The sequence below is a fragment of the Streptomyces paradoxus genome (assembly GCF_014202475.1).
GTDB lineage: Bacteria > Actinomycetota > Actinomycetes > Streptomycetales > Streptomycetaceae > Streptomyces > Streptomyces paradoxus.
Map to the genome: position 1 here is coordinate 147,502 of NZ_JACHGV010000003.1, position 18,187 is coordinate 165,688.

At 72.0% G+C, this 18,187-nt stretch carries 13 protein-coding genes; 4 read left to right on the forward strand and 9 right to left on the reverse strand.

The window, feature by feature from the left end; translation table 11 throughout:
- Positions 1–3 precede the first annotated feature (3 nt).
- Genes nuoL through nuoN form a run of 3 tightly spaced genes read left to right on the forward strand, consistent with a single transcriptional unit; the run spans position 4 to position 5,191 of the window.
- Positions 4–1,968, forward strand: coding sequence for an NADH-quinone oxidoreductase subunit L (gene nuoL / locus HNR57_RS10315; RefSeq protein WP_184559155.1), 1,965 nt, complete (start codon positions 4–6; stop codon positions 1,966–1,968).
- A gap of 5 nt (positions 1,969–1,973) precedes the next feature.
- Positions 1,974–3,545, forward strand: a complete 1,572-nt coding sequence (locus HNR57_RS10320; protein ID WP_184559157.1) for an NADH-quinone oxidoreductase subunit M — start codon at positions 1,974–1,976, stop codon at positions 3,543–3,545.
- Positions 3,542–5,191, forward strand: a complete 1,650-nt coding sequence (gene nuoN / locus HNR57_RS10325; RefSeq protein WP_184559159.1) for an NADH-quinone oxidoreductase subunit NuoN — start codon at positions 3,542–3,544, stop codon at positions 5,189–5,191. The genes HNR57_RS10320 and nuoN overlap by 4 nt, the downstream gene beginning before the upstream one ends.
- 73 nt (positions 5,192–5,264) lie before the next feature.
- On the opposite strand, the gene HNR57_RS10330 is transcribed toward nuoN, so the two are convergent.
- Entirely contained in the window at positions 5,265–5,867 is a 603-nt protein-coding gene (locus tag HNR57_RS10330) for a Uma2 family endonuclease (RefSeq protein ID WP_184559161.1), read from the reverse strand.
- 227 nt (positions 5,868–6,094) lie between these two features.
- Between HNR57_RS10330 and recQ the strand changes: the two genes are divergently transcribed.
- The gene (gene recQ / locus HNR57_RS10335) at positions 6,095–8,161 is read left to right on the forward strand and encodes a DNA helicase RecQ (RefSeq protein ID WP_246554441.1); all 2,067 of its coding nucleotides are present in this window, start codon (positions 6,095–6,097) and stop codon (positions 8,159–8,161) included.
- 33 nt (positions 8,162–8,194) lie between these two features.
- Here the strand turns inward: recQ and HNR57_RS10340 are convergent, their stop codons facing one another.
- The 8 genes from HNR57_RS10340 to fahA form a co-directional block, all read right to left on the reverse strand.
- Positions 8,195–11,008, reverse strand: a complete 2,814-nt coding sequence (locus tag HNR57_RS10340) for a fumarate reductase/succinate dehydrogenase flavoprotein subunit (RefSeq protein WP_313673306.1) — start codon at positions 11,006–11,008, stop codon at positions 8,195–8,197.
- An 11-nt stretch (positions 11,009–11,019) separates the two neighbouring features.
- Positions 11,020–11,841: an ABC transporter ATP-binding protein gene (locus HNR57_RS10345; protein WP_184559163.1), complete on the reverse strand. Its 822-nt coding sequence runs from the start codon at positions 11,839–11,841 to the stop codon at positions 11,020–11,022.
- A complete protein-coding gene (locus HNR57_RS10350; RefSeq protein ID WP_184559165.1) occupies positions 11,825–12,703 on the reverse strand; it encodes an ABC transporter permease in 879 nt (292 codons plus the stop codon). The genes HNR57_RS10345 and HNR57_RS10350 overlap by 17 nt, the downstream gene beginning before the upstream one ends.
- Positions 12,700–14,046 (reverse strand): ABC transporter substrate-binding protein, encoded by a 1,347-nt coding sequence (locus tag HNR57_RS10355; protein WP_184559167.1) that lies wholly within the window; start codon positions 14,044–14,046, stop codon positions 12,700–12,702. Before HNR57_RS10355 ends, HNR57_RS10350 begins: the two co-directional genes overlap by 4 nt.
- Positions 14,047–14,076: 30 nt before the next feature.
- A complete protein-coding gene (locus HNR57_RS10360) occupies positions 14,077–14,304 on the reverse strand; it encodes a 4Fe-4S dicluster domain-containing protein (RefSeq protein WP_003992261.1) in 228 nt (75 codons plus the stop codon).
- A gap of 33 nt (positions 14,305–14,337) precedes the next feature.
- Positions 14,338–15,126, reverse strand: coding sequence for a GntR family transcriptional regulator (locus HNR57_RS10365; RefSeq protein WP_184559169.1), 789 nt, complete (start codon positions 15,124–15,126; stop codon positions 14,338–14,340).
- 420 nt (positions 15,127–15,546) lie between these two features.
- Complete coding sequence (locus HNR57_RS10370) at positions 15,547–16,485, reverse strand: M56 family metallopeptidase (protein ID WP_184560336.1); 939 nt, start codon at positions 16,483–16,485, stop codon at positions 15,547–15,549.
- Between the two features lie 230 nt (positions 16,486–16,715).
- On the reverse strand, positions 16,716–17,927 hold the full coding sequence (gene fahA, locus HNR57_RS10375; RefSeq protein ID WP_184559171.1) for a fumarylacetoacetase: 1,212 nt from the start codon (positions 17,925–17,927) through the stop codon (positions 16,716–16,718).
- Between the last annotated feature and the right edge of the window lie 260 nt (positions 17,928–18,187).

Here is an 18,187-nt window from a genome sequence, read left to right on the forward strand (position 1 = left end):
ATCGTGGAGAACCTCATTGCGCTGCTGGTGGCGGCGCCCCTGCTCGGAGCGGCGGTCCTGCTGTGCGGCGGGCGGCGGCTGGACGCCGTCGGCCACTGGCTCGGCACCCTGCTCGCGGCCGTCTCCTTCGTGCTCGGCCTGGTGCTGTTCACCGACATGCTGGGCCGGGACGCCGAGAGCCGCGTCCTGAGCCAGCACCTGTTCAGCTGGATCCCGGTCGAGGGCTTCCAGGCGGACGTCGCCTTCCAGCTCGACCAGCTGTCCATGACGTTCGTGCTGCTGATCACGGGCGTCGGATCGCTGATCCACCTGTACTCCGTCGGGTACATGGAGCACGACGAGCGGCGCCGCCGCTTCTTCGGCTATCTGAACCTGTTCCTGGCGGCGATGCTGATCCTCGTCCTCGCCGACAACTACCTGCTGCTGTACGTCGGCTGGGAGGGCGTCGGTCTCGCCTCCTACCTGCTGATCGGCTTCTGGCAGCACAAGCCCAGCGCCGCCACGGCCGCGAAGAAGGCCTTCCTGGTCAACCGCGTGGGCGACATGGGCCTGTCCATCGCGATCATGCTGATGTTCCTGTGGTTCGGCACCTTCGCCTTCGGGCCGGTGCTCGGCAGCCACGGGGAGGCAGGTCTCGCCGGTGCCGCCGGTGAGGACAAGCTGACCGCGATCGCGCTGATGCTGCTCCTCGCCGCCTGCGGCAAGTCCGCCCAGGTGCCGCTGCAGTCCTGGCTCGGGGACGCGATGGAGGGCCCGACCCCGGTCTCGGCCCTCATCCACGCCGCGACCATGGTGACCGCGGGCGTCTACCTGATCGTCCGCTCCGCGGCCGTCTTCAACGGCGCCCCGGACGCCCAGCTCGTCGTCACCATCGTCGGCGCGGTCACGCTGCTGTTCGGTGCGATCGTCGGTTGCGCGAAGGACGACATCAAGAAGGCCCTGGCCGGCTCGACCATGTCGCAGATCGGCTACATGATCCTCGCCGCCGGCCTCGGCCCCATCGGCTACGTCTTCGCGATCATGCACCTGGTGACGCACGGCTTCTTCAAGGCCGGGCTGTTCCTCGGCGCCGGTTCCGTCATGCACGGCATGAACGACGAGGTCGACATGCGCCGCTACGGCGGACTGCGCAAGTACATGCCGGTCACGTTCGTCACCTTCGGCCTCGGCTACCTGGCGATCATCGGCTTCCCGGGCCTGTCCGGGTTCTTCTCCAAGGACAAGATCATCGAGGCGGCGTTCGCCAAGGGCGGCACCGAGGGCTGGATCCTCGGCGCCTGCGCCCTGCTCGGCGCGGCCATCACCGCGTTCTACATGACGCGCGTGATGCTGATGACGTTCTTCGGCGAGGAGCGCTGGCGCAACGCCCCGACGCCGTCACCGGCCGCGCCGAGCGCGGAGCCCGCCGCCGAGACGCGCGGCGAGTACACCCCGCCGCATCCGCACGAGTCGCCCAAGGTCATGACGATCCCGATGATCGTCCTGGCCGTCGGGTCGGTGGCCGGCGGCGCGTTCTTCAGCATCGGCGACCGGTTCATGCACTGGCTGGAGCCGGTCACGGGGCACAGCCACGGCAACCCGCCGATCAGCGCGGGCGTGGTCACCGGCGCGACCGTCGCCTGCATGGTCATCGGCGTCGCCATCGCCTGGGCCCAGTACGGCCGCCGCCCGGTCCCGGCCGTCGCCCCGCGCGGCTCGCTGCTCACCCGGGCCGCCCGGCGCGACCTGCTGCAGGACGACTTCAACCACGTCGTCCTGGTCCGCGGCGGCGAGCACCTCACGCGGTCCCTGGTCTACGTCGACCACACCCTGGTCGACGGCGTCGTCAACGGCACGGCGGCCTCGGTCGGCGGCCTCTCCGGGCGGATGCGCAGGCTGCAGAACGGCTTCGCCCGCTCCTACGCGGTCTCGATGTTCGGGGGTGCGGCGGTCATCGTCGCCGCGACCCTGCTGATGAGGGCGGTCTGATACCGATGTCCTTTCCTCTGCTGACAGTGACAGCGGCGCTCCCGGCCGTCGGGGCGATCGCCACCGCCGCCGTACCGGCCGCGAAGCGCACCACGGCCAAGTGGCTGGCGCTGCTCTTCTCGCTCGCCACGCTCGTCCTGGCGATCACCGTCCTGGTGCGCTTCGACCCGGGCGGCGACCGCTACCAGCTCACCGAGTCCCACGCCTGGATCGCCGACTTCGGCGTCCGTTACGAACTGGGTGTGGACGGCATCGGAGTGGCGCTGATCGCGCTGACCGCCCTGCTGATCCCGTTCATCATCCTCGCGGGCTGGCACGACGCCGACCCCCTGGAGACCGGCAGCAGCCGGTGGCGGCCGACGCAGGGCTTCTTCGCCCTGATCCTCGCCGTCGAGGCGATGGTGATCCTCTCCTTCGAGGCCACCGACGTCTTCCTCTTCTACATCTTCTTCGAAGCCATGCTGATCCCGATGTACTTCCTCATCGGCGGCTTCGGGGACCGTGCCCACGAGCACGGCGAGAAGGCGGCGGCGACCCAGCGTTCGTACGCCGCGGTGAAGTTCCTCCTCTACAACCTGGTCGGCGGTCTGATCATGCTGGCCGCGGTGATCGGCCTGTACGTGGTCGCCGGGAACTTCTCGCTCCAGGAGATCGCCGAGGCCCGCGCCAACGGCACCCTCGACATGGCGACCAGCACCGAACGCTGGCTCTTCCTCGGCTTCTTCTTCGCCTTCGCGGTGAAGGCGCCGCTGTGGCCGCTGCACACCTGGCTGCCCAACGCCATGCAGGAGTCCACCGCCCCGGTCGCCGTGCTCATCACGGCGGTCGTCGACAAGGTGGGCACCTTCGCGATGCTCCGCTTCTGCCTCCAGCTCTTCCCGGAGGCCAGCAAGTGGGCCACGCCCGCCATCCTCGTCCTGGCCCTGATCAGCATCATCTACGGGGCGCTGCTCGCGGTCGGCCAGCGGGACATCAAGCGGCTGGTGGCGTACGCGTCGATCTCCCACTTCGGCTTCATCATCATGGGCATCTTCGCGATGACCAGCCAGGGCCAGTCCGGGGCGACGCTCTACATGATCAACCACGGCATCTCGACGGCCGCGCTGATGCTGGTGGCGGGCTTCCTGATCTCCCGGCGCGGCTCGCGGCTCATCGCCGACTACGGCGGAGTGCAGAAGGTCGCCCCGGTGCTCGCCGGCACGTTCCTGGTCGGCAGCCTCGCGACGCTGTCGCTGCCGGGGCTCGCGCCGTTCGTCAGTGAGTTCCTGGTCCTGGTCGGCACGTTCACGCGCTATCCGGTGATCGGCATCATCGCCACCTTCGGCATCGTCCTCGCCGCGCTCTACACCCTCGTCCTCTACCAGCGGACGATGACGGGCCCGGTGAAACCGGAGGTCTCCGCGATGCCGGACCTCCGGGTCCGTGAGCTCGTGGTCGTCGCCCCGCTGGTCGTCCTGCTGATCTTCCTGGGCGTCTACCCGAAGCCCGTCACGGAGATCATCGACCCAGCGGTCAAACAGACCATGTCCGACGTACAGAAGAAGGACCCCCAGCCCGAGGTGGAGGCGGCCAAGTGAGCGCAACAGCCGTCCACAGCCTGTGGACAACCGCGGCCGATCCGATCACCAAGATCGACGCACCGAAGTTCGAGTACGGCCAGCTGTCGCCGACCCTGATCGTCGTAGGTGCGGCGATCATCGGGATCCTCATCGAGGCGTTCGTCCCGCGGAAATCGCGCTACTACGCCCAGATGTTCGTGTCCGTCGTCGCCCTCGCGGCCGCCTTCGCCGCGGTCGTGGCGCTCGCGGCCGACGGGTACGGCACGACGAAGGCACGCATCGCGGCCATGGGCGCGATCGCCGTCGACGGGCCCGCCCTGTTCCTGCAGGGCACGATCCTGCTGGCGGCGCTGGTGGGCCTGTTCACCTTCGCCGAGCGGCGCCTCGACCCGGTGGTGCACGGCAACCGCGTCGACTCCTTCGCCGCGCAGGCCGCGTCCGTGCCGGGCAGCGAGAGCGAGAAGGCCGCGGTCAAGGCCGGGTTCACCACCACCGAGGTGTTCCCGCTGCTGATGTTCGCCGTCGCCGGCATGCTGATCTTCCCGGCGGCCAACGACCTGCTGACGCTGTTCGTGGCGCTGGAGGTCCTCTCCCTCCCGCTGTACCTGCTGTGCGCGCTGGCCCGCCGCAAGCGGCTCATGTCGCAGGAGGCGGCGGTCAAGTACTTCCTGCTCGGCGCCTTCGCCTCCGCGTTCACCCTGTTCGGCATCGCGCTGCTCTACGGCTACGCGGGCTCGATGTCGTACGCGACGATCGCGCAGGTCGTCGACGGCACCGTGCAGGACGTCAACCCGGCGCTCGCCGACACCATGGGTAACGACGCGCTGCTGCTCATCGGCGCCGCGCTGCTGGTGATGGGGCTGCTGTTCAAGGTGGGCGCGGTGCCGTTCCACATGTGGACGCCGGACGTGTACCAGGGCGCTCCGACCCCGGTGACCGGGTTCATGGCGGCCGCGACGAAGGTCGCCGCGTTCGGCGCGCTGCTGCGGCTGCTCTACGTCGTGCTGCCGGGCCTGCGCTGGGACTGGCGGCCGGTCATGTGGGCCGTGGCCATCGTCACGATGCTGGGCGGTGCGATCGTCGCGATCACGCAGACCGACATCAAGCGGCTGCTGGCGTACTCGTCGATCGCGCACGCCGGGTTCATCCTCGCGGGTGTCATCGCGACCACGCCCGACGGTGTCTCGTCGGTGCTGTTCTACCTGGCGGCGTACTCGTTCGTGACGATCGGCGCCTTCGCGGTGGTGACCCTGGTCCGCGACGCGGGCGGTGAGGCGACGCACCTGTCCAAGTGGGCGGGGCTCGGACGCAGGTCCCCGCTGGTGGCGGCGGTGTTCGCGGTGTTCCTGCTGGCCTTCGCGGGCATTCCGCTGACGTCCGGCTTCGCAGGCAAGTTCGCCGTTTTCAAGGCCGCGGCGGAGGGCGGGGCCGCCCCGCTCGTCGTCATCGGTGTGATCTCGTCGGCGATCGCGGCGTTCTTCTACATCCGCGTCATCGTGCTGATGTTCTTCAGCGAGCCGCGGCCGGAGGGCCCGACGGTGGCGGTGCCGTCGCCGCTGACGATGACGGCGATCGGGGTGGGCGTGGCGGTCACGCTGGTGCTCGGTGTGGCGCCGCAGTACTTCCTGGATCTGGCGGGACAGGCGGGCGTGTTCGTGCGCTGAGCTGCGCCGCCCGAGCGGCAGCGGCCCGGTTCCCCACTCGGGGGCCGGGCCGCTGTGCTTGGCGGCGTGGCGGCTACTCGCCGCCCTTGCGGCGCGGCTTGATGCCGGTCAGATCCAGGTCCACGGGGAACGGGGCGCTGACCTTCATCCGCTCCCGGAAGATTCCGACGCTCGTGTACGCACCGGTGGTGGGCTCCAGCTCGAAGGCGTGCACCGCGGCGAGTCCCTTCTCGTTCTCCACACGCCAGTAGTGCGGGATCCCGGCCCGGGCGTACTTCAGAGGCTTGGTCTCGCGGTCCCGTGAAACGGAGTCCGCGGAGACGACCTCGATGGCGAGCAGGACGGACTCCGCCGGATACCGGGTTTGCCCGGGGTCCTCTACAACGTCTCCGTGTACCACGATCACATCCGGCTCCGGCCGGTTCTGGCGGTCGATGTCGATGGTGAACTCGCGAATGACCTCGTACTCCGCGGGTGCGAGGGACTGCAGCTGCCAATTGAAGAAGTCGACAGCGCGTGAGTGGAACAGGGTTTGCGGACTCACGAAGACGAGACTCCCGTCGATCAGCTCCGTGTGCGGAGGAAGATTCGGGAGGCGGTCCAGGTCGTCGGCGGTCCAGCCGCCTTCCGGCGGGGTCGGCCAGGTGGGCTTGGACGCCTTCGGTGCGACGCTCATCAGGGCTCCCATGGGACGGAGTCTCGCGGGTGCATTCAGACTATCCGCCGGAAACGGGCAGGTCTCCGGCGAACGCGTGAACGACGATCGTGTCCTTGACGCAGCCCTACGGGGCGGACCTGTGGATAACTCCGGGGCTGTCGGTGCCGGCGCCTATGGTGGACGCAGTGGTCGAGGCGCGACGCACGGGGGACGCAACGATGGGCGCTACGGGCGGGACGGGTGTGATGACGGAACTGGACGCGGTGACCGGGGCCGGGAGGACCGGGGCCGGGATCGGCGCGGGCAGCGGTCCCGCCGGGCCCCTCGGCGCCGACGCGAGTGAGACGCTGGCCGCGCTGCACCGGGTCTTCGGCTACGACGCCTTCCGCGGCGAGCAGGAAGCCGTCATCGACCATGTGGTGGCGGGCGGCGACGCCGTCGTGCTGATGCCGACCGGTGGCGGCAAGTCGCTGTGCTACCAGATCCCGTCCCTGGTCAGGCCGGGCACGGGCGTGGTCGTCTCCCCGCTCATCGCCCTCATGCAGGACCAGGTGGACGCGTTGCGGGCGCTGGGCGTGCGGGCCGGTTTCATGAATTCCACGCAGGACTTCGACGAGCGGCGGATGGTGGAGGCCGAGTTCCTCGCCGGCGAGCTCGACCTGCTGTACCTGGCGCCGGAGCGGCTGCGGCTGGAGAGCTCGCTCGATCTGCTCTCCCGCGGCAAGATCTCCCTCTTCGCGATCGACGAGGCGCACTGCGTCTCCCAGTGGGGCCACGACTTCCGGCCCGACTACCTGGCGCTGTCCCTCCTCGGCGAGCGCTGGCCGGACGTGCCGCGGATCGCGCTGACGGCGACGGCCACCCGCGCGACGCACCAGGAGATCACCGAGCGGCTGAACATGCCGACGGCCCGCCACTTCGTGGCGAGCTTCGACCGGCCCAACATCCAGTACCGGATCGTGCCCAAGGCCGATCCGAAGAAGCAGCTGCTGAACTTCCTGCGCGAGGAGCACGCGGGCGACGCCGGCATCGTCTACTGCCTGTCGCGCAACTCGGTGGAGAAGACCGCCGAGTTCCTCAGCCGCAACGGCATCGAGGCGGTGCCGTACCACGCGGGCCTGGACGCGGGCACGCGCGCCGCCCACCAGTCCCGCTTCCTGCGCGAGGACGGCCTGGTCGTGGTGGCGACCATCGCCTTCGGCATGGGCATCGACAAGCCGGACGTCCGCTTCGTCGCCCACCTCGACCTGCCCAAGTCGGTCGAGGGGTACTACCAGGAGACGGGCCGGGCCGGCCGCGACGGACTGCCGTCGACGGCCTGGATGGCCTACGGGCTGAACGACGTCATACAGCAGCGCAAGCTGATCCAGTCCAGCGAGGGCGACGAGGCCTTCCGGCGCCGCGCCCAGGCCCACCTGGACTCGATGCTCGCGCTGTGCGAGACGGCCCAGTGCCGCCGCGGCCAGCTCCTCGCCTACTTCGGCCAGGACCCGGATCCGTCCGGCTGCGGCAACTGCGACACGTGCCTGACCCCGCCGGAGACCTGGGACGGCACGATCGCGGCGCAGAAGGCGCTGTCCACGGTGGTCCGGCTGCAGCGGGAGCGCGGGCAGAAGTTCGGCGCGGTGCAGATCGTCGACATCCTGCTGGGCAAGCGCACCGGCAAGGTCATCCAGTTCGACCACGACCAGCTGTCCGTGTTCGGCATCGGCGAGGAGCTCACCGAGGGCGAATGGCGGGGTGTCATCCGCCAGTTGCTCGCCCAGGGGCTGCTCGCGGTGGAGGGCGAGTACGGCACGCTGGTGCTGACCGAGGCGAGCGGGGCGGTGCTGCGACGGGAGCGGGACGTGCCGCTGCGCAAGGAGCCGAAGAAGCCCGTGACCTCCCGGTCGGGGTCCTCGTCCTCCGGCTCCGGCCGGGGCGAGCGCAAGGGCAAGGCGGTCGCCGCCGAGCTGCCCGAGGAACTGCTGCCGGCCTTCGAGGCACTGCGCGCCTGGCGCGCCGAGCAGGCTCGTGAGCAGGGCGTCCCGGCGTATGTGATCTTCCACGACGCCACACTGCGGGAGATCGCCACGGTGTGGCCGACGTCGGTGGGGGAGCTCGGCGGGATCAGCGGGGTCGGCGAGAAGAAGCTCGCCACGTACGGGGAGGGCGTGCTCGGGGTTCTGGCGGCCCTGGGCGGGCCGGCTCCGGCAGCGGGCCCGGCCCAGGCCCAGGAGCCCGGCCCCGCTCACGCCCCCGGCCGGGACGCGGGCGAGCCGGACGACTGGCCGGAGATGGACGCGGAGCCGGAACCCGACGACTGGATATAGAGCAGGTTCAGACGGGGCACGGGGCCGGACCGGTCACAACGCCCGTCCCGCGTACGCCCTGACATCCGCGTCGGAGTCCGTCGTCGCCGTGGCGAGGGCCGCCCGGGCCTCCTCGGTCGCGCGGTGCCGGGTCAGGGCCAGGACGGCGGCCTTGCGGACGTCGGCGTTGGAGTCCGCCAGAGCCTTGGCGAGGGCTGCGACGGCCACGTCGGGGTCGGCGACGGACAGGGCCGTGGCGGCTCCGGCCCGGACCTGCCAGGCCGGCTCGGACAGGGCGGCCACGGCGCGCGCGGTGAGGGGCGCCGGGCAGCCGGTCGTCCCCAGTGCCCCGTAGGCCGCTGCGCGCACCAGGGCGTCGGGGTCGTCGAGGAGGCCGGTGAGGGCGGCTTCGATCGCGTCGGCGGCGGGATCGGCGGCCGGCGCGCGATCGGCCGGGCGCTCGGCACCCACCGTGGCCAGGCCCTTGGCGATCGCGACGCGGACCTCGCGGGACGGGTCGCCGACCGCGGCACGGGCCAGTTCGCCTGCCGCGTCGACCGACACCAGGGCGCGGACGGCCTCGATGCGGACGGCGATGTCGGAGTCGGCTAGGGAGTCCGCGAAGAGGGCGGCGTCTCCGAGACGCAGGGCGCGCAGGACGTCCAGGGCGGCGGCGCGGACCACCGGGTCCGGCTCGGCGAGGGCGGCGGCGAGGCCGTCGCGCAGGTCGGGCTCGGCCGGGAGTGTCTCGACGAGCTCGCGCAGTGACGCGGCCGCGGTGGCCCGCACCTCGGCGGTGCTGTCGCGCAGGGCGGCGGCGAGGGCGGTGCCCGTCCCGGGCGGCAGCGTCTCGGTGAGCACGGCGACGGCCTCGCGGCGCACGGCGGGCGTGGGGTCCGTCAAGTACGGCTGAAGAGCACCGAGTTCGGGCTGCTCCTCGGCGAGGGCGACGAGTTCGAGCAGGCGGGCGGAGGACTCCTCACCGGACGGGGCGGTGACCGAAGTCTGCGGCGCCGCAGTGGGCTCCGGGTCCGCAGCTCCCACCAGTGCCGCGACCGGCGCCACGTCCCGCGAGCCGGCCGTGGCCACATCCTCGGCGTGGACCTCGCCGAGAACACGGGACGGGCCACCGACGGGATCGAAGCCGTCGACCGGAACGAGATAGGGAGCCACGGGGCGGGCCGTGAACTCCATCGCACCAGAGGGGGACTTGTGCAGATCGAGATGGTGGAACCAGGACGCGTCGTCACGCTGGGGATGGTCGAGGCGGTCGTGGTAGAGGCCCCAGCGGGACTCCGTACGGGCCAGGGAGGAGCGCGCGGCCATCTCCGCGCAGTCGCGGATGAAGGTGACCTCGGCGCAGCGCATCAGTTCGTGTGCGGTGCGGGCGCCCATCGCGGCGATGTCGTCCCGCATCCGCTCGAACGCCTCCAGGGCCAGCGACAGCCGGGCGCCGGACTTGGGCGGGGCCACGTAGTCGTTCACGAAGCGGCGCAGCTTGTACTCGACCTGGGGCTGCGGAGGGCCGTCGGGGTTGCGCAGCGGGCGGTAGATCAGCTCGTGCGCCTCGCGCAGCTGGTCCCCCGGCAATTCCCCGTCGTAGGCCGAGTACTGGGCGGCGTCCGCGCCCGCGAGGTCGCCGAAGACGAACGCGCCGATCATGTAGTTGTGCGGGACGCAGGCCAGGTCGCCGGCCGCGTACAGCCGGGGCACGGTCGTGCGGGCGTGGTCGTCCACGCGGACGCCGGAGGCGGAGTGGCCGCCGCACAGGCCGATCTCGGAGATGTGCATCTCGATGTCGTGGGTGCGGTAGTCGTGGCCGCGGCCGGAGTGGAAGGTGCCGCGGGTGGGGCGCTCGGTGGAGTGCAGGATCGTCTCCAGGGCCGAGACCGACTCCTCGGGGAGATGGCTCAGCTTCAGGTAGACCGGGCCCCGGTCGGAGGCGACCTCCGCCGCGAACTCGGCCATCATCTGGCCCGACCAGTAGTCGGAGTCGACGAAGCGCTCGCCGTGCCGGTTGACTTGGTAGCCGCCGAAGGGGTTGGCGACGTAGGCGCAGGCCGGGCCGTTGTAGTCCTTGATCAGCGGGTTGATCTGGAAGCACTCGATGCCGGTGAGCTCGGCGCCCGCGTGATAGGCCATGGCGTAGCCGTCGCCCGCGTTGGTGGGGTTCTCGTAGGTGCCGTACAGGTAGCCGGAGGCGGGCAGGCCGAGGCGGCCGCAGGCGCCCGTCGCGAGGATCACCGCGCCCGCGCGGACCTGGACGAACCGCCCGGTGCGGGTGTTGAAGCCGGCCGCCCCCACGGCCCGCCCCCCGGCGGTGAGGACACGCACCGGCATGACCCGGTTCTCGATGCGGATCCTCTCCCGCATCTCGCGCCGCCGCAGCTGCCGGTACAGGACCTTCTTGACGTCCTTGCCCTCCGGCATCGGCAGGACGTAGGAGCCGGAGCGGTGCACCTGGCGGACGGAGTAGTCGCCGTGCTCGTCCTTCTCGAACTTCACGCCGTAGGACTCCAGCCGCTGCACCATGCCGAAGCCGCGGGTGGCGGTCTGGCGGACGGTGGACTGGTCGACGATGCCGTCGTTGGCGCGGGTGATCTCGGCGACGTAGTCGTCGGGTTCGGCGCGGCCCGGGATGACCGCGTTGTTGACGCCGTCCATGCCCATGGCGAGCGCGCCGGAGTGACGGACGTGGGCCTTCTCCAGCAGCAGCACGTTCGCGCCGTGCTCGGCGGCCGTCAGGGCGGCCATGGTGCCGGCAGTGCCGCCGCCGATGACGAGTACGTCACAGGCCAGTTCCTCGGCGTCGGCGAGGGGCGGGACGGCCAGGGGGGTGTCCGCTGGGGGGTTCACGGAGGTGGTCACCGGGGTGCCTTTCACGTACCGAGCGAGGTGAGGACGTCGCGCCGCAGGGCCACGCGCGCCGGGTCGTCGTGTGCGCCGCGCTCGCGCGGGCGGGGGATGTCCCGGACGGCGAGGAGGCCGCCCGCGCCGAGCAGGGCCACGCGGTCGCCGAGGAACAGTGCCTCGTCCACGTCGTGGGTGACGAAGACGACGGTGGCGCCCGTGCCCTGGAGCACCTCCACCAGCAGGTCCTGCATTCCCGCGCGGGTCTGCGCGTCGAGCGCGCCGAACGGCTCGTCCATGAGGACGGCGCGCGGGCGTCCGGCCAGGGCGCGGGCCAGCTGGACGCGCTGGCGCTGCCCGCCGGAGACCCGGTGCGGCAACTGCCGTTCCTGCGAGCCGAGCCCGACCCGCTCCAGCCAGGTCTGGGCCTGCTTCCGGCGCTCGGCGCGGGGCACGCCGCGGATCGCGAGGGGGAGTTCGACGTTGGCGCGCAGGGTGCGCCAGGGGAGCAGGGCGTCCTCCTGGAAGACCAGGGCGCGGTCGGCGGAGGGGCCGGTCAGCGGCTTTCCGTCCTGGGTGATCTCGCCGGCGAGCGGCGACAGCAGACCGGCCAGGGTGCGCAGCAGGGTCGACTTGCCGCAGCCGGAGGGGCCGACGACGGTGAGGATCTCGCCAGGGGCGATGTCCAGGCCGACCTCGTCCAGGGCGGGCGCGCCGGGGCGGCCGAGGGAGGCACCGGCGAGGGTGAGCCGGGTCCCGCGTACGGGGGCGGCGGGGGCGGCGGCCTCGGACGAGGAGTCCCGGGCAGCCCCGGGCGGGGTGTTCGAGATGGTCTCAGACGAGGTGCTCATCGCGTGCCTCCTCGGATCGGGCCCCTCCGGGGACGGCGGCGGGGGCGGCCGGTGCCGGTGTCACGGGCCGGTCGGGCCGGGGTGGCCGGGCACCGGGCACGTACGCGGTGCGCGGCAGCCAGCGGGTGAGGCGGCGGCCCAGCAGTTCCACGGCCGTGGAGGTGAGCCAGCCGAGGACGCCGATGGTGACCATGCCGACGAACACGCCGGGGTAGTCGACGACGGTGTAGTCCTGCCAGGTGCGGTAACCGACGCCGTACTGGCCGGAGATCATCTCGGCGGAGATCACGCAGATCCACGAGACGCCGATGCCGACGGACAGGCCGCCGAACACGCCGGGCAGCGCCCCCGGCAGGACGACCGAGCCGAGGATCCGCCACCGGCCGCCGCCCATGGTGCGCACGGCCTCCTCCCACACGGGCGTCAGGGCGCGCACCGCGTGCCGGGTGGAGACCAGCACCGGGAAGAAGGCGGCGGTGCAGGTGATGAAGACGATGCCCTGCTCGTTGGAGGGGAAGAGCAGGATCGCGACGGGGACCAGGGCGATGGCCGGGACCGGCCGGATCACCTCCAGCACCGGTCCGAGCAGGTCCTCGGCGAGACGCGAGCGCGCCACGAGCACGCCCGTGGCCACACCGAGGACGGCGGCCAGCAGGAAACCGGTGAGGATCCTGGCGAGGCTGTCGGTGAGGTCCGTCCAGTAGTCCGGACCGGACACCCGGGCGGCGAAGGTCCGGGCCACGTCGGTGACCGTGGGGAACTGCGAGAAGCGCAGCCACAGGTCGACGTTCCAGCTGGTCAGCGCCTGCCACAGGCCGAGGGCGGCGGCCAGCGACACCACGCGGAGCGCGTACCGCCTCACGAGGCCCGCTCCAGGGCGTCGGCGTACGAGACGACCCGCGCTCCGCCGTGTGCGGCGATGTACGCCTGCGCGGTGTCGGGGGTGACGAAGGGCAGCAGCTTGTCGCCGTCGGCCACCCACACGGCCTTGTCGGCGAACCAGAGCGTGCCGGTGGTGGTGTCGGGGACGTAGGCGGCGCGCAGGTCGTCACGGTGCCCGGCCACGTAACGCAGCAGCAGGGAGGGGGAGTCGAACGTGACGGTCTTCGAGGCGCCCTTGGGCCACGCCTCGCTCGTGGCCGGTGCGGGCTTCGTGGCGAGATGCTTCGCGTACGCATCCGGTCCGAGGGCCTTCTTCACGTACCGGTCGTCGACGAAGGAGTCGACGTCCACGTCGCCGGTGAGTTTCGCCGACTTGAGGATCGACACGTCCTGCTTCAGCGCGGAGACGAGCTGGGGCTTGATGGCCGGGTCGAAGGTGGCGATGCCGTGATCACCGTTGTAGAGGTAGACGACCTCCGCGGGCAGGCCGGTCGCCTCGGCGACCTTCTCGGCGGCCTCCACCGGGTGCTCGTTCAGGTAGTCGGTCGCCTCCGCCTGGGCCTTCAGGAAGGCCTCCAGTACGGCGGGGCGCTGCTTCGCGAAGTCCTCGCGGGCGGTGACGCCGTGGAAGGTGGGCAGGTTCAGCCGGGCCCCGTCGTAGATCGCCTTCGCCTTGCCCTGGAAGGCGAGCAGGCCCGGCCAGGCGACGAACTGGGACAGCGCGTCCGCGCTGCCCGCCGCGAGGGCGGAGGCGCCGACGGAGGGCTGCTGGTTGAGCTTCTCGATGCCGCTGTTCGGGTCGATGCCGGCGCGCTGCAGGGCCCGTACGAGGGTGCCGTCGGCGGCCGAGCCGACACTCGTGGAGACCTTCTTGCCCTTCAGGTCCTTCAGGGAGGTCAGCTTCGAACCGGGTGCGGTGACGATGGTGTTGAGGCCGCCGCGGAGGTTGTAGCCGGTGACCGAGACCAGGCGGGTGGGGCTGTTCAGCTGTTTGCCGCGGGCCGCGTTGATGAGGAGGGGGAAGTCGCCCATCGAGCCGATGTCGATCTTCCCCGCGGTCATCTGCGCGGTGATGGGGGCTCCGGTGGCGTAGTCCTGCCAGTTCACCTTGTAGTTGACGCCGTCGTGCAGGGAGTTGAGCTGCTTCTCGAAGGAGCCGAGGGAGCGGAGCAGGGTGCCCGCCGTGACGGTGTTGATCGTCCTGGACTGGTAGCCGACGGTGACGGTCACCGTGGAGCCGCCGCCGGCCTCGGCGTCACCGCCGCAGGCGCTGAGCGGGAGCAGGAGGGCGCCGGCGGAGATCGCGACTGCTGTGCGTTGCATGGTGGTTCGGGACATGACGGTTTCGGCCTCTCACCGGAGCAGATAGGGCATGTTGACCGTGACGGCCCCGGTGGGGCAGCGGGCCGCGCACGGGCCGCAGTACCAGCACTCGTCGACATGCATGTAGGCCTTGCCGTTGCGCTCGTCGATGGCGAGGGAGTCCAGCGGGCACATGTCCACGCAGAGCGTGCAGCCGTCGATGCACTTCGACTCGTCGATGGTCACGGGCACGTCGGCCCGCTGGGGCGCCAAGGGCATGGCTGTCTCCAGGGATGTGCGCGAGCGGATTGGTTACCGGGTCCGGTGCAGCAGGCCGCTCATGGTGATGCGGTCGCCGCGGAAACGGATGAACTCCAGGTCGACCGGGCGGCCGTCCGCGAGGTGGGTGAGGCGTTCCAGCATGAGGACGGCGGCGCCGCGCGGGGCTTCGAGCACGGCGGCCGAATGGGTGTCCGCGCTGACCGCTTCCAGGGTGATCTCGGCATGGCCGAGGCGCTGGCCGGTGACTGCTTCCAGGAGGCGGAAGACGTCGGTGTTCTCCAGGTCGGCGCCGAGCAGTCCGGTGCCGATGTCCAGGGGGATGTAGGTGAGGTCGAGGGACAGGGGCAGACCGCCCAGCCTGCGCAGGCGTTCGATGTAGAGGACGTCGGTGCCGGGGGCGAGTCCGAGGCGGTCGGCGACCGGCGCGGGTGCCGGGGCGGGGCCCATGGTGCGGACCTCGTTGGTGACCTGCCCGTGTTCGCGGAGGGTTTCCGCGAGGCCCATCAGGCGGTCGAGGCCGTGGGGGTACTTGTGGGCCACGACCACGGTGCCGACGCCGGGCTGGCGCTCCACGAGGCCCTCGGCCCGCAGCAGGTCGAGCGCCTCGCGGACCGTGTTGCGGCTGGCGCCGTACTCGGTCGCGAGGGTCGACTCGTGGGGCAGGACACCGTCGGGGAAGGCGCCGGTGAGCAGCAATCGGCGGAGCGGGTCGGCCAGTTGCCGGGCCCGGTCGGCGCGCAGCCGTCGCCGCGCGCGGTGGGCGGCGACGGTGGTCGCGGCTCCCTGTCCGGCGTGGTCTCGGATGCGGTCACTGGGCATGGTTCGGACCATACCTATCCGATAGGAAAAGTGGTGTTGCGGGAATGTTGCGCCACCGGGAGTGTGACCGACCCGACGGATGACCTGGCGCTTCGGCCACCCCGCGAGGAGATCCGCCACCGGCCGCCGGGACGGCCCGCCCGCGAGAGCCGACGGCCGCCGGCCCGGCGCGCCCGCGAGCGCCGCGAACCGCCGGGCCGGGTGTGCCTCGGGAGCCACCGACCGCAGGGGCCGGGTACGCCCGCGGACACCGAGGGCCGCCGGGACGGCACGCCCCGCAAGAGGCGACGGCCGCCGGGTCGGCACGCCACGCGGGAGGCTACGGCCGCCGGGCCGGTACGCCCGCGAGCGCCGCGAACCGCCGGACCGGTGCACCCGCGAGACCCCCCCAGCCGCCGGGCCCGGCCCGGCCCGGCCCGGCTACGACAGTGCCGTCAGGCCCGGGGCGAACGCGATCAGCAGGGGCAGCAGCGGTACGAGTGCCGCCGTCGTGGTGGTCAGGGCCCGGTGCCGGCGGCCCAGCCGGGGCGGCGGTTCCAGGAGCCGGTCGACCCGCTCGCCCAGCAGGCGGTGGCTGGAGGCGCAGGACAGGACGCCGCGGTGCTGGTTGAGCTCGATCAGGGCCAGGGCCGTGGTGAGGTGGCCGCAGCGGCGGGAGGCCGTGTCGTCGGCGGCCAGTTCGACCAGGCGGTGGGTCTGGTCGCAGAAGTGGGCGAACAGCGGGATGCGCGGGAAGCCGGTGGCCAGGGCCGTGGACAGGTGCAGCAACCAGTCGTGGCGGGCCCGGGCGTGACCCCGCTCGTGGGTGAGGACCGCGTCGATCTGGCGGCCGGTGAGGCGGTGCAGGGCACCCGTGGTGACGATCAGCTGGGGCGGGCTGCCGGGCATCCACCAGGCTTCCGGGTACTCGTCCTCCAGGACCAGCAGCGGTCCCCGCGCCGCGGGCAGGCCGGCCGGCAGGTCGGGGGCGCGCTCGCGCAGGTGGGCGCGGGCCTGGGCGCGGCGCCGGCGGGCCTCGACGAGCTCCCGCGCGAGCATCGCCGTCGTCCAGGCGGCACCGCAGGCCAGCAGCAGGGTGAGGGCGGCGGCCCAGGGCGGGGCGGTGGACAGGTCGTACGCCGCGGTCACCGCGGGGGGCGCCGGGGCGAAGAGCTGGGCGCGGACGGTACCGAAGACGGCCGCGGCGCCCAGCGAGAGTGCCGTCACGCAGCACAGCAGAACCGTGGCCACCAGGCACTGCCAGACCCACAGCGCGACCACCGGTTCCCGCTCGGGCCACGCGGCCCGGGTGAGCGCACGGGGAGCGGGGACGGCGGCCGTCACGGCGACGACGCTCAGCAGGAGCAGGCAGACGGTCATGGCCACGGGCTCCGGTTCCTCGTCGGAAGAGGGGCGGCTACGGGTCGTGCGGGGGAGGGCGGTCGCTGTGCGCACCGGTGGCCACGCCGAGCGTGGCGTACGTGCGGGCACACCGCCCCGCGCCCAGTATGACGGGCCGGGCGGTGTGCGTCAGGGGCTGAACGACAACGGAAGAGACGGGAGGGGCGACCGTCGGACGCCCCGGAGAGCCGGCTCCCGGCGGGTCGGCGTCAGCCCTGGACCACCCGCCCCGTCACCTCGCCCAGCCCCACCCGCACGCCGTTCGGCCCCGGAGCCCAGGCAGAGAGGGTCACCTCGTCGCCGTCCTCCAGGAACGTCCGCTTGCCGTCGGGGAGTTCGAGCGGATCGCGGCCGTTCCAGGTCAGCTCCAGCAGGGAGCCGCGCTCCCCTGCCGCCGGGCCGCTCACGGTGCCGGAGCCGTACAGGTCGCCGGTGCGCAGGGAGGCGCCGTTGACGGTCATGTGCGCCAGCTGCTGGGCGGCCGTCCAGTACATCGTGGAGAAGGGGGGCTCGGAGACGACGTGGCCGTTGACGGCGACGCTGATCCGCAGGTCGTAGCCGCCGGGTTCCTCGTCGCTGTCGTCCAGGTAGGGCAGCAGCTCGTGCGTCCGGGCCGGAGGCGCCACGAGCGCCTCCTCCAGGGCGTCCAGCGGGGTGATCCAGGCCGACACCGACGTGGCGAAGGACTTGCCGAGGAACGGGCCGAGGGGCACGTACTCCCACGCCTGGATGTCGCGCGCGGACCAGTCGTTGAGGAGGCACAGCCCGAACACGTGCTCGCGGAAGTCGCCGAGGGCCACCGGCGCGCCCATCCGGGAGGGCACGCCGACGACGAACCCGACCTCGGCCTCGATGTCGAGGCGGACGGACGGGCCGAAGACGGGAGCGGCGTCCGTGGGCGCCTTGCGCTGGCCGGACGGGCGGGCGACCTCCGTGCCGGAGACGACGACCGTGCCGGAGCGGCCGTGGTAGCCGATCGGCAGGTGCTTCCAGTTGGGGGTGAGGGAGTCCTCGGCGTCGGGGCGGAACATCTGCCCGACGTTGCGGGCGTGGTTCTCGGAGGCGTAGAAGTCGACGTAGTCCGCGACCTCGAACGGCAGGTGCAGGGTCACCGACGCCAGGGGGTGGAGCAGCGGTGCGACGGTCTCGCGGTGGGACGGCACGGTCACCCAGGCGGTCAGCGCCCGGCGCACGTCCGACCAGGCCGTGCGGCCGGCGGCCAGCAGCGGGTTGAGGGTCGGCCGCGCGAGCAGGGAGGCGTATGGCGAGCCGAGCGCGTGGGCCGCCGCGCCCGCGTCCAGCACGTGGTCGCCGAGCCGGACGCCCACGGTCCGGTGGGACGAGCCGGGCAGGGAGAACACGCCGTACGGCAGGTTGTGCGGGCCGAAGGGGTCGCCCTCGGGGACATCGAAGGGGGGCATCGGGTGCTGCCTCGCTTTCGGGTGTGCCATGTCGTCGCCACGTGTTCGTGGTCGTGCCACACGTTACGGGTGACACGCCGGTCCTGGGCAGAGTCCGAGGAGGCGGAGAGGGACGAACGGGGCAGGTGGGCCCGGGTGGGACCGGACGGGGCGACTCCGGCGCGCCGGACGGGACGCCACATTCGTACGTGCCGGAAGTTATCCACAGGACGCGACGCAATCTTGACGGAGCGGTGCGAACGGGGCGACTCTGGGCGGGT

Excerpts from the sequence above, each read along its gene's own strand:
- recQ (WP_246554441.1), top strand. The coding sequence starts at position 6,095 with ATGACGGAACTGGACGCGGTGACCGGGGCCGGGAGGACCGGGGCCGGG.
- HNR57_RS10365 (WP_184559169.1), bottom strand. The coding sequence starts at position 15,126 with ATGCCCAGTGACCGCATCCGAGACCACGCCGGACAGGGAGCCGCGACC.
- HNR57_RS10345 (WP_184559163.1), bottom strand. The coding sequence starts at position 11,841 with ATGAGCACCTCGTCTGAGACCATCTCGAACACCCCGCCCGGGGCTGCC.
- HNR57_RS10330 (WP_184559161.1), bottom strand. The coding sequence starts at position 5,867 with ATGAGCGTCGCACCGAAGGCGTCCAAGCCCACCTGGCCGACCCCGCCG.
- HNR57_RS10355 (WP_184559167.1), bottom strand. The coding sequence starts at position 14,046 with ATGCAACGCACAGCAGTCGCGATCTCCGCCGGCGCCCTCCTGCTCCCG.
- HNR57_RS10370 (WP_184560336.1), bottom strand. The coding sequence starts at position 16,485 with ATGACCGTCTGCCTGCTCCTGCTGAGCGTCGTCGCCGTGACGGCCGCC.
- HNR57_RS10320 (WP_184559157.1), top strand. The coding sequence starts at position 1,974 with ATGTCCTTTCCTCTGCTGACAGTGACAGCGGCGCTCCCGGCCGTCGGG.
- HNR57_RS10360 (WP_003992261.1), bottom strand. The coding sequence starts at position 14,304 with ATGCCCTTGGCGCCCCAGCGGGCCGACGTGCCCGTGACCATCGACGAG.
- fahA (WP_184559171.1), bottom strand. The coding sequence starts at position 17,927 with ATGCCCCCCTTCGATGTCCCCGAGGGCGACCCCTTCGGCCCGCACAAC.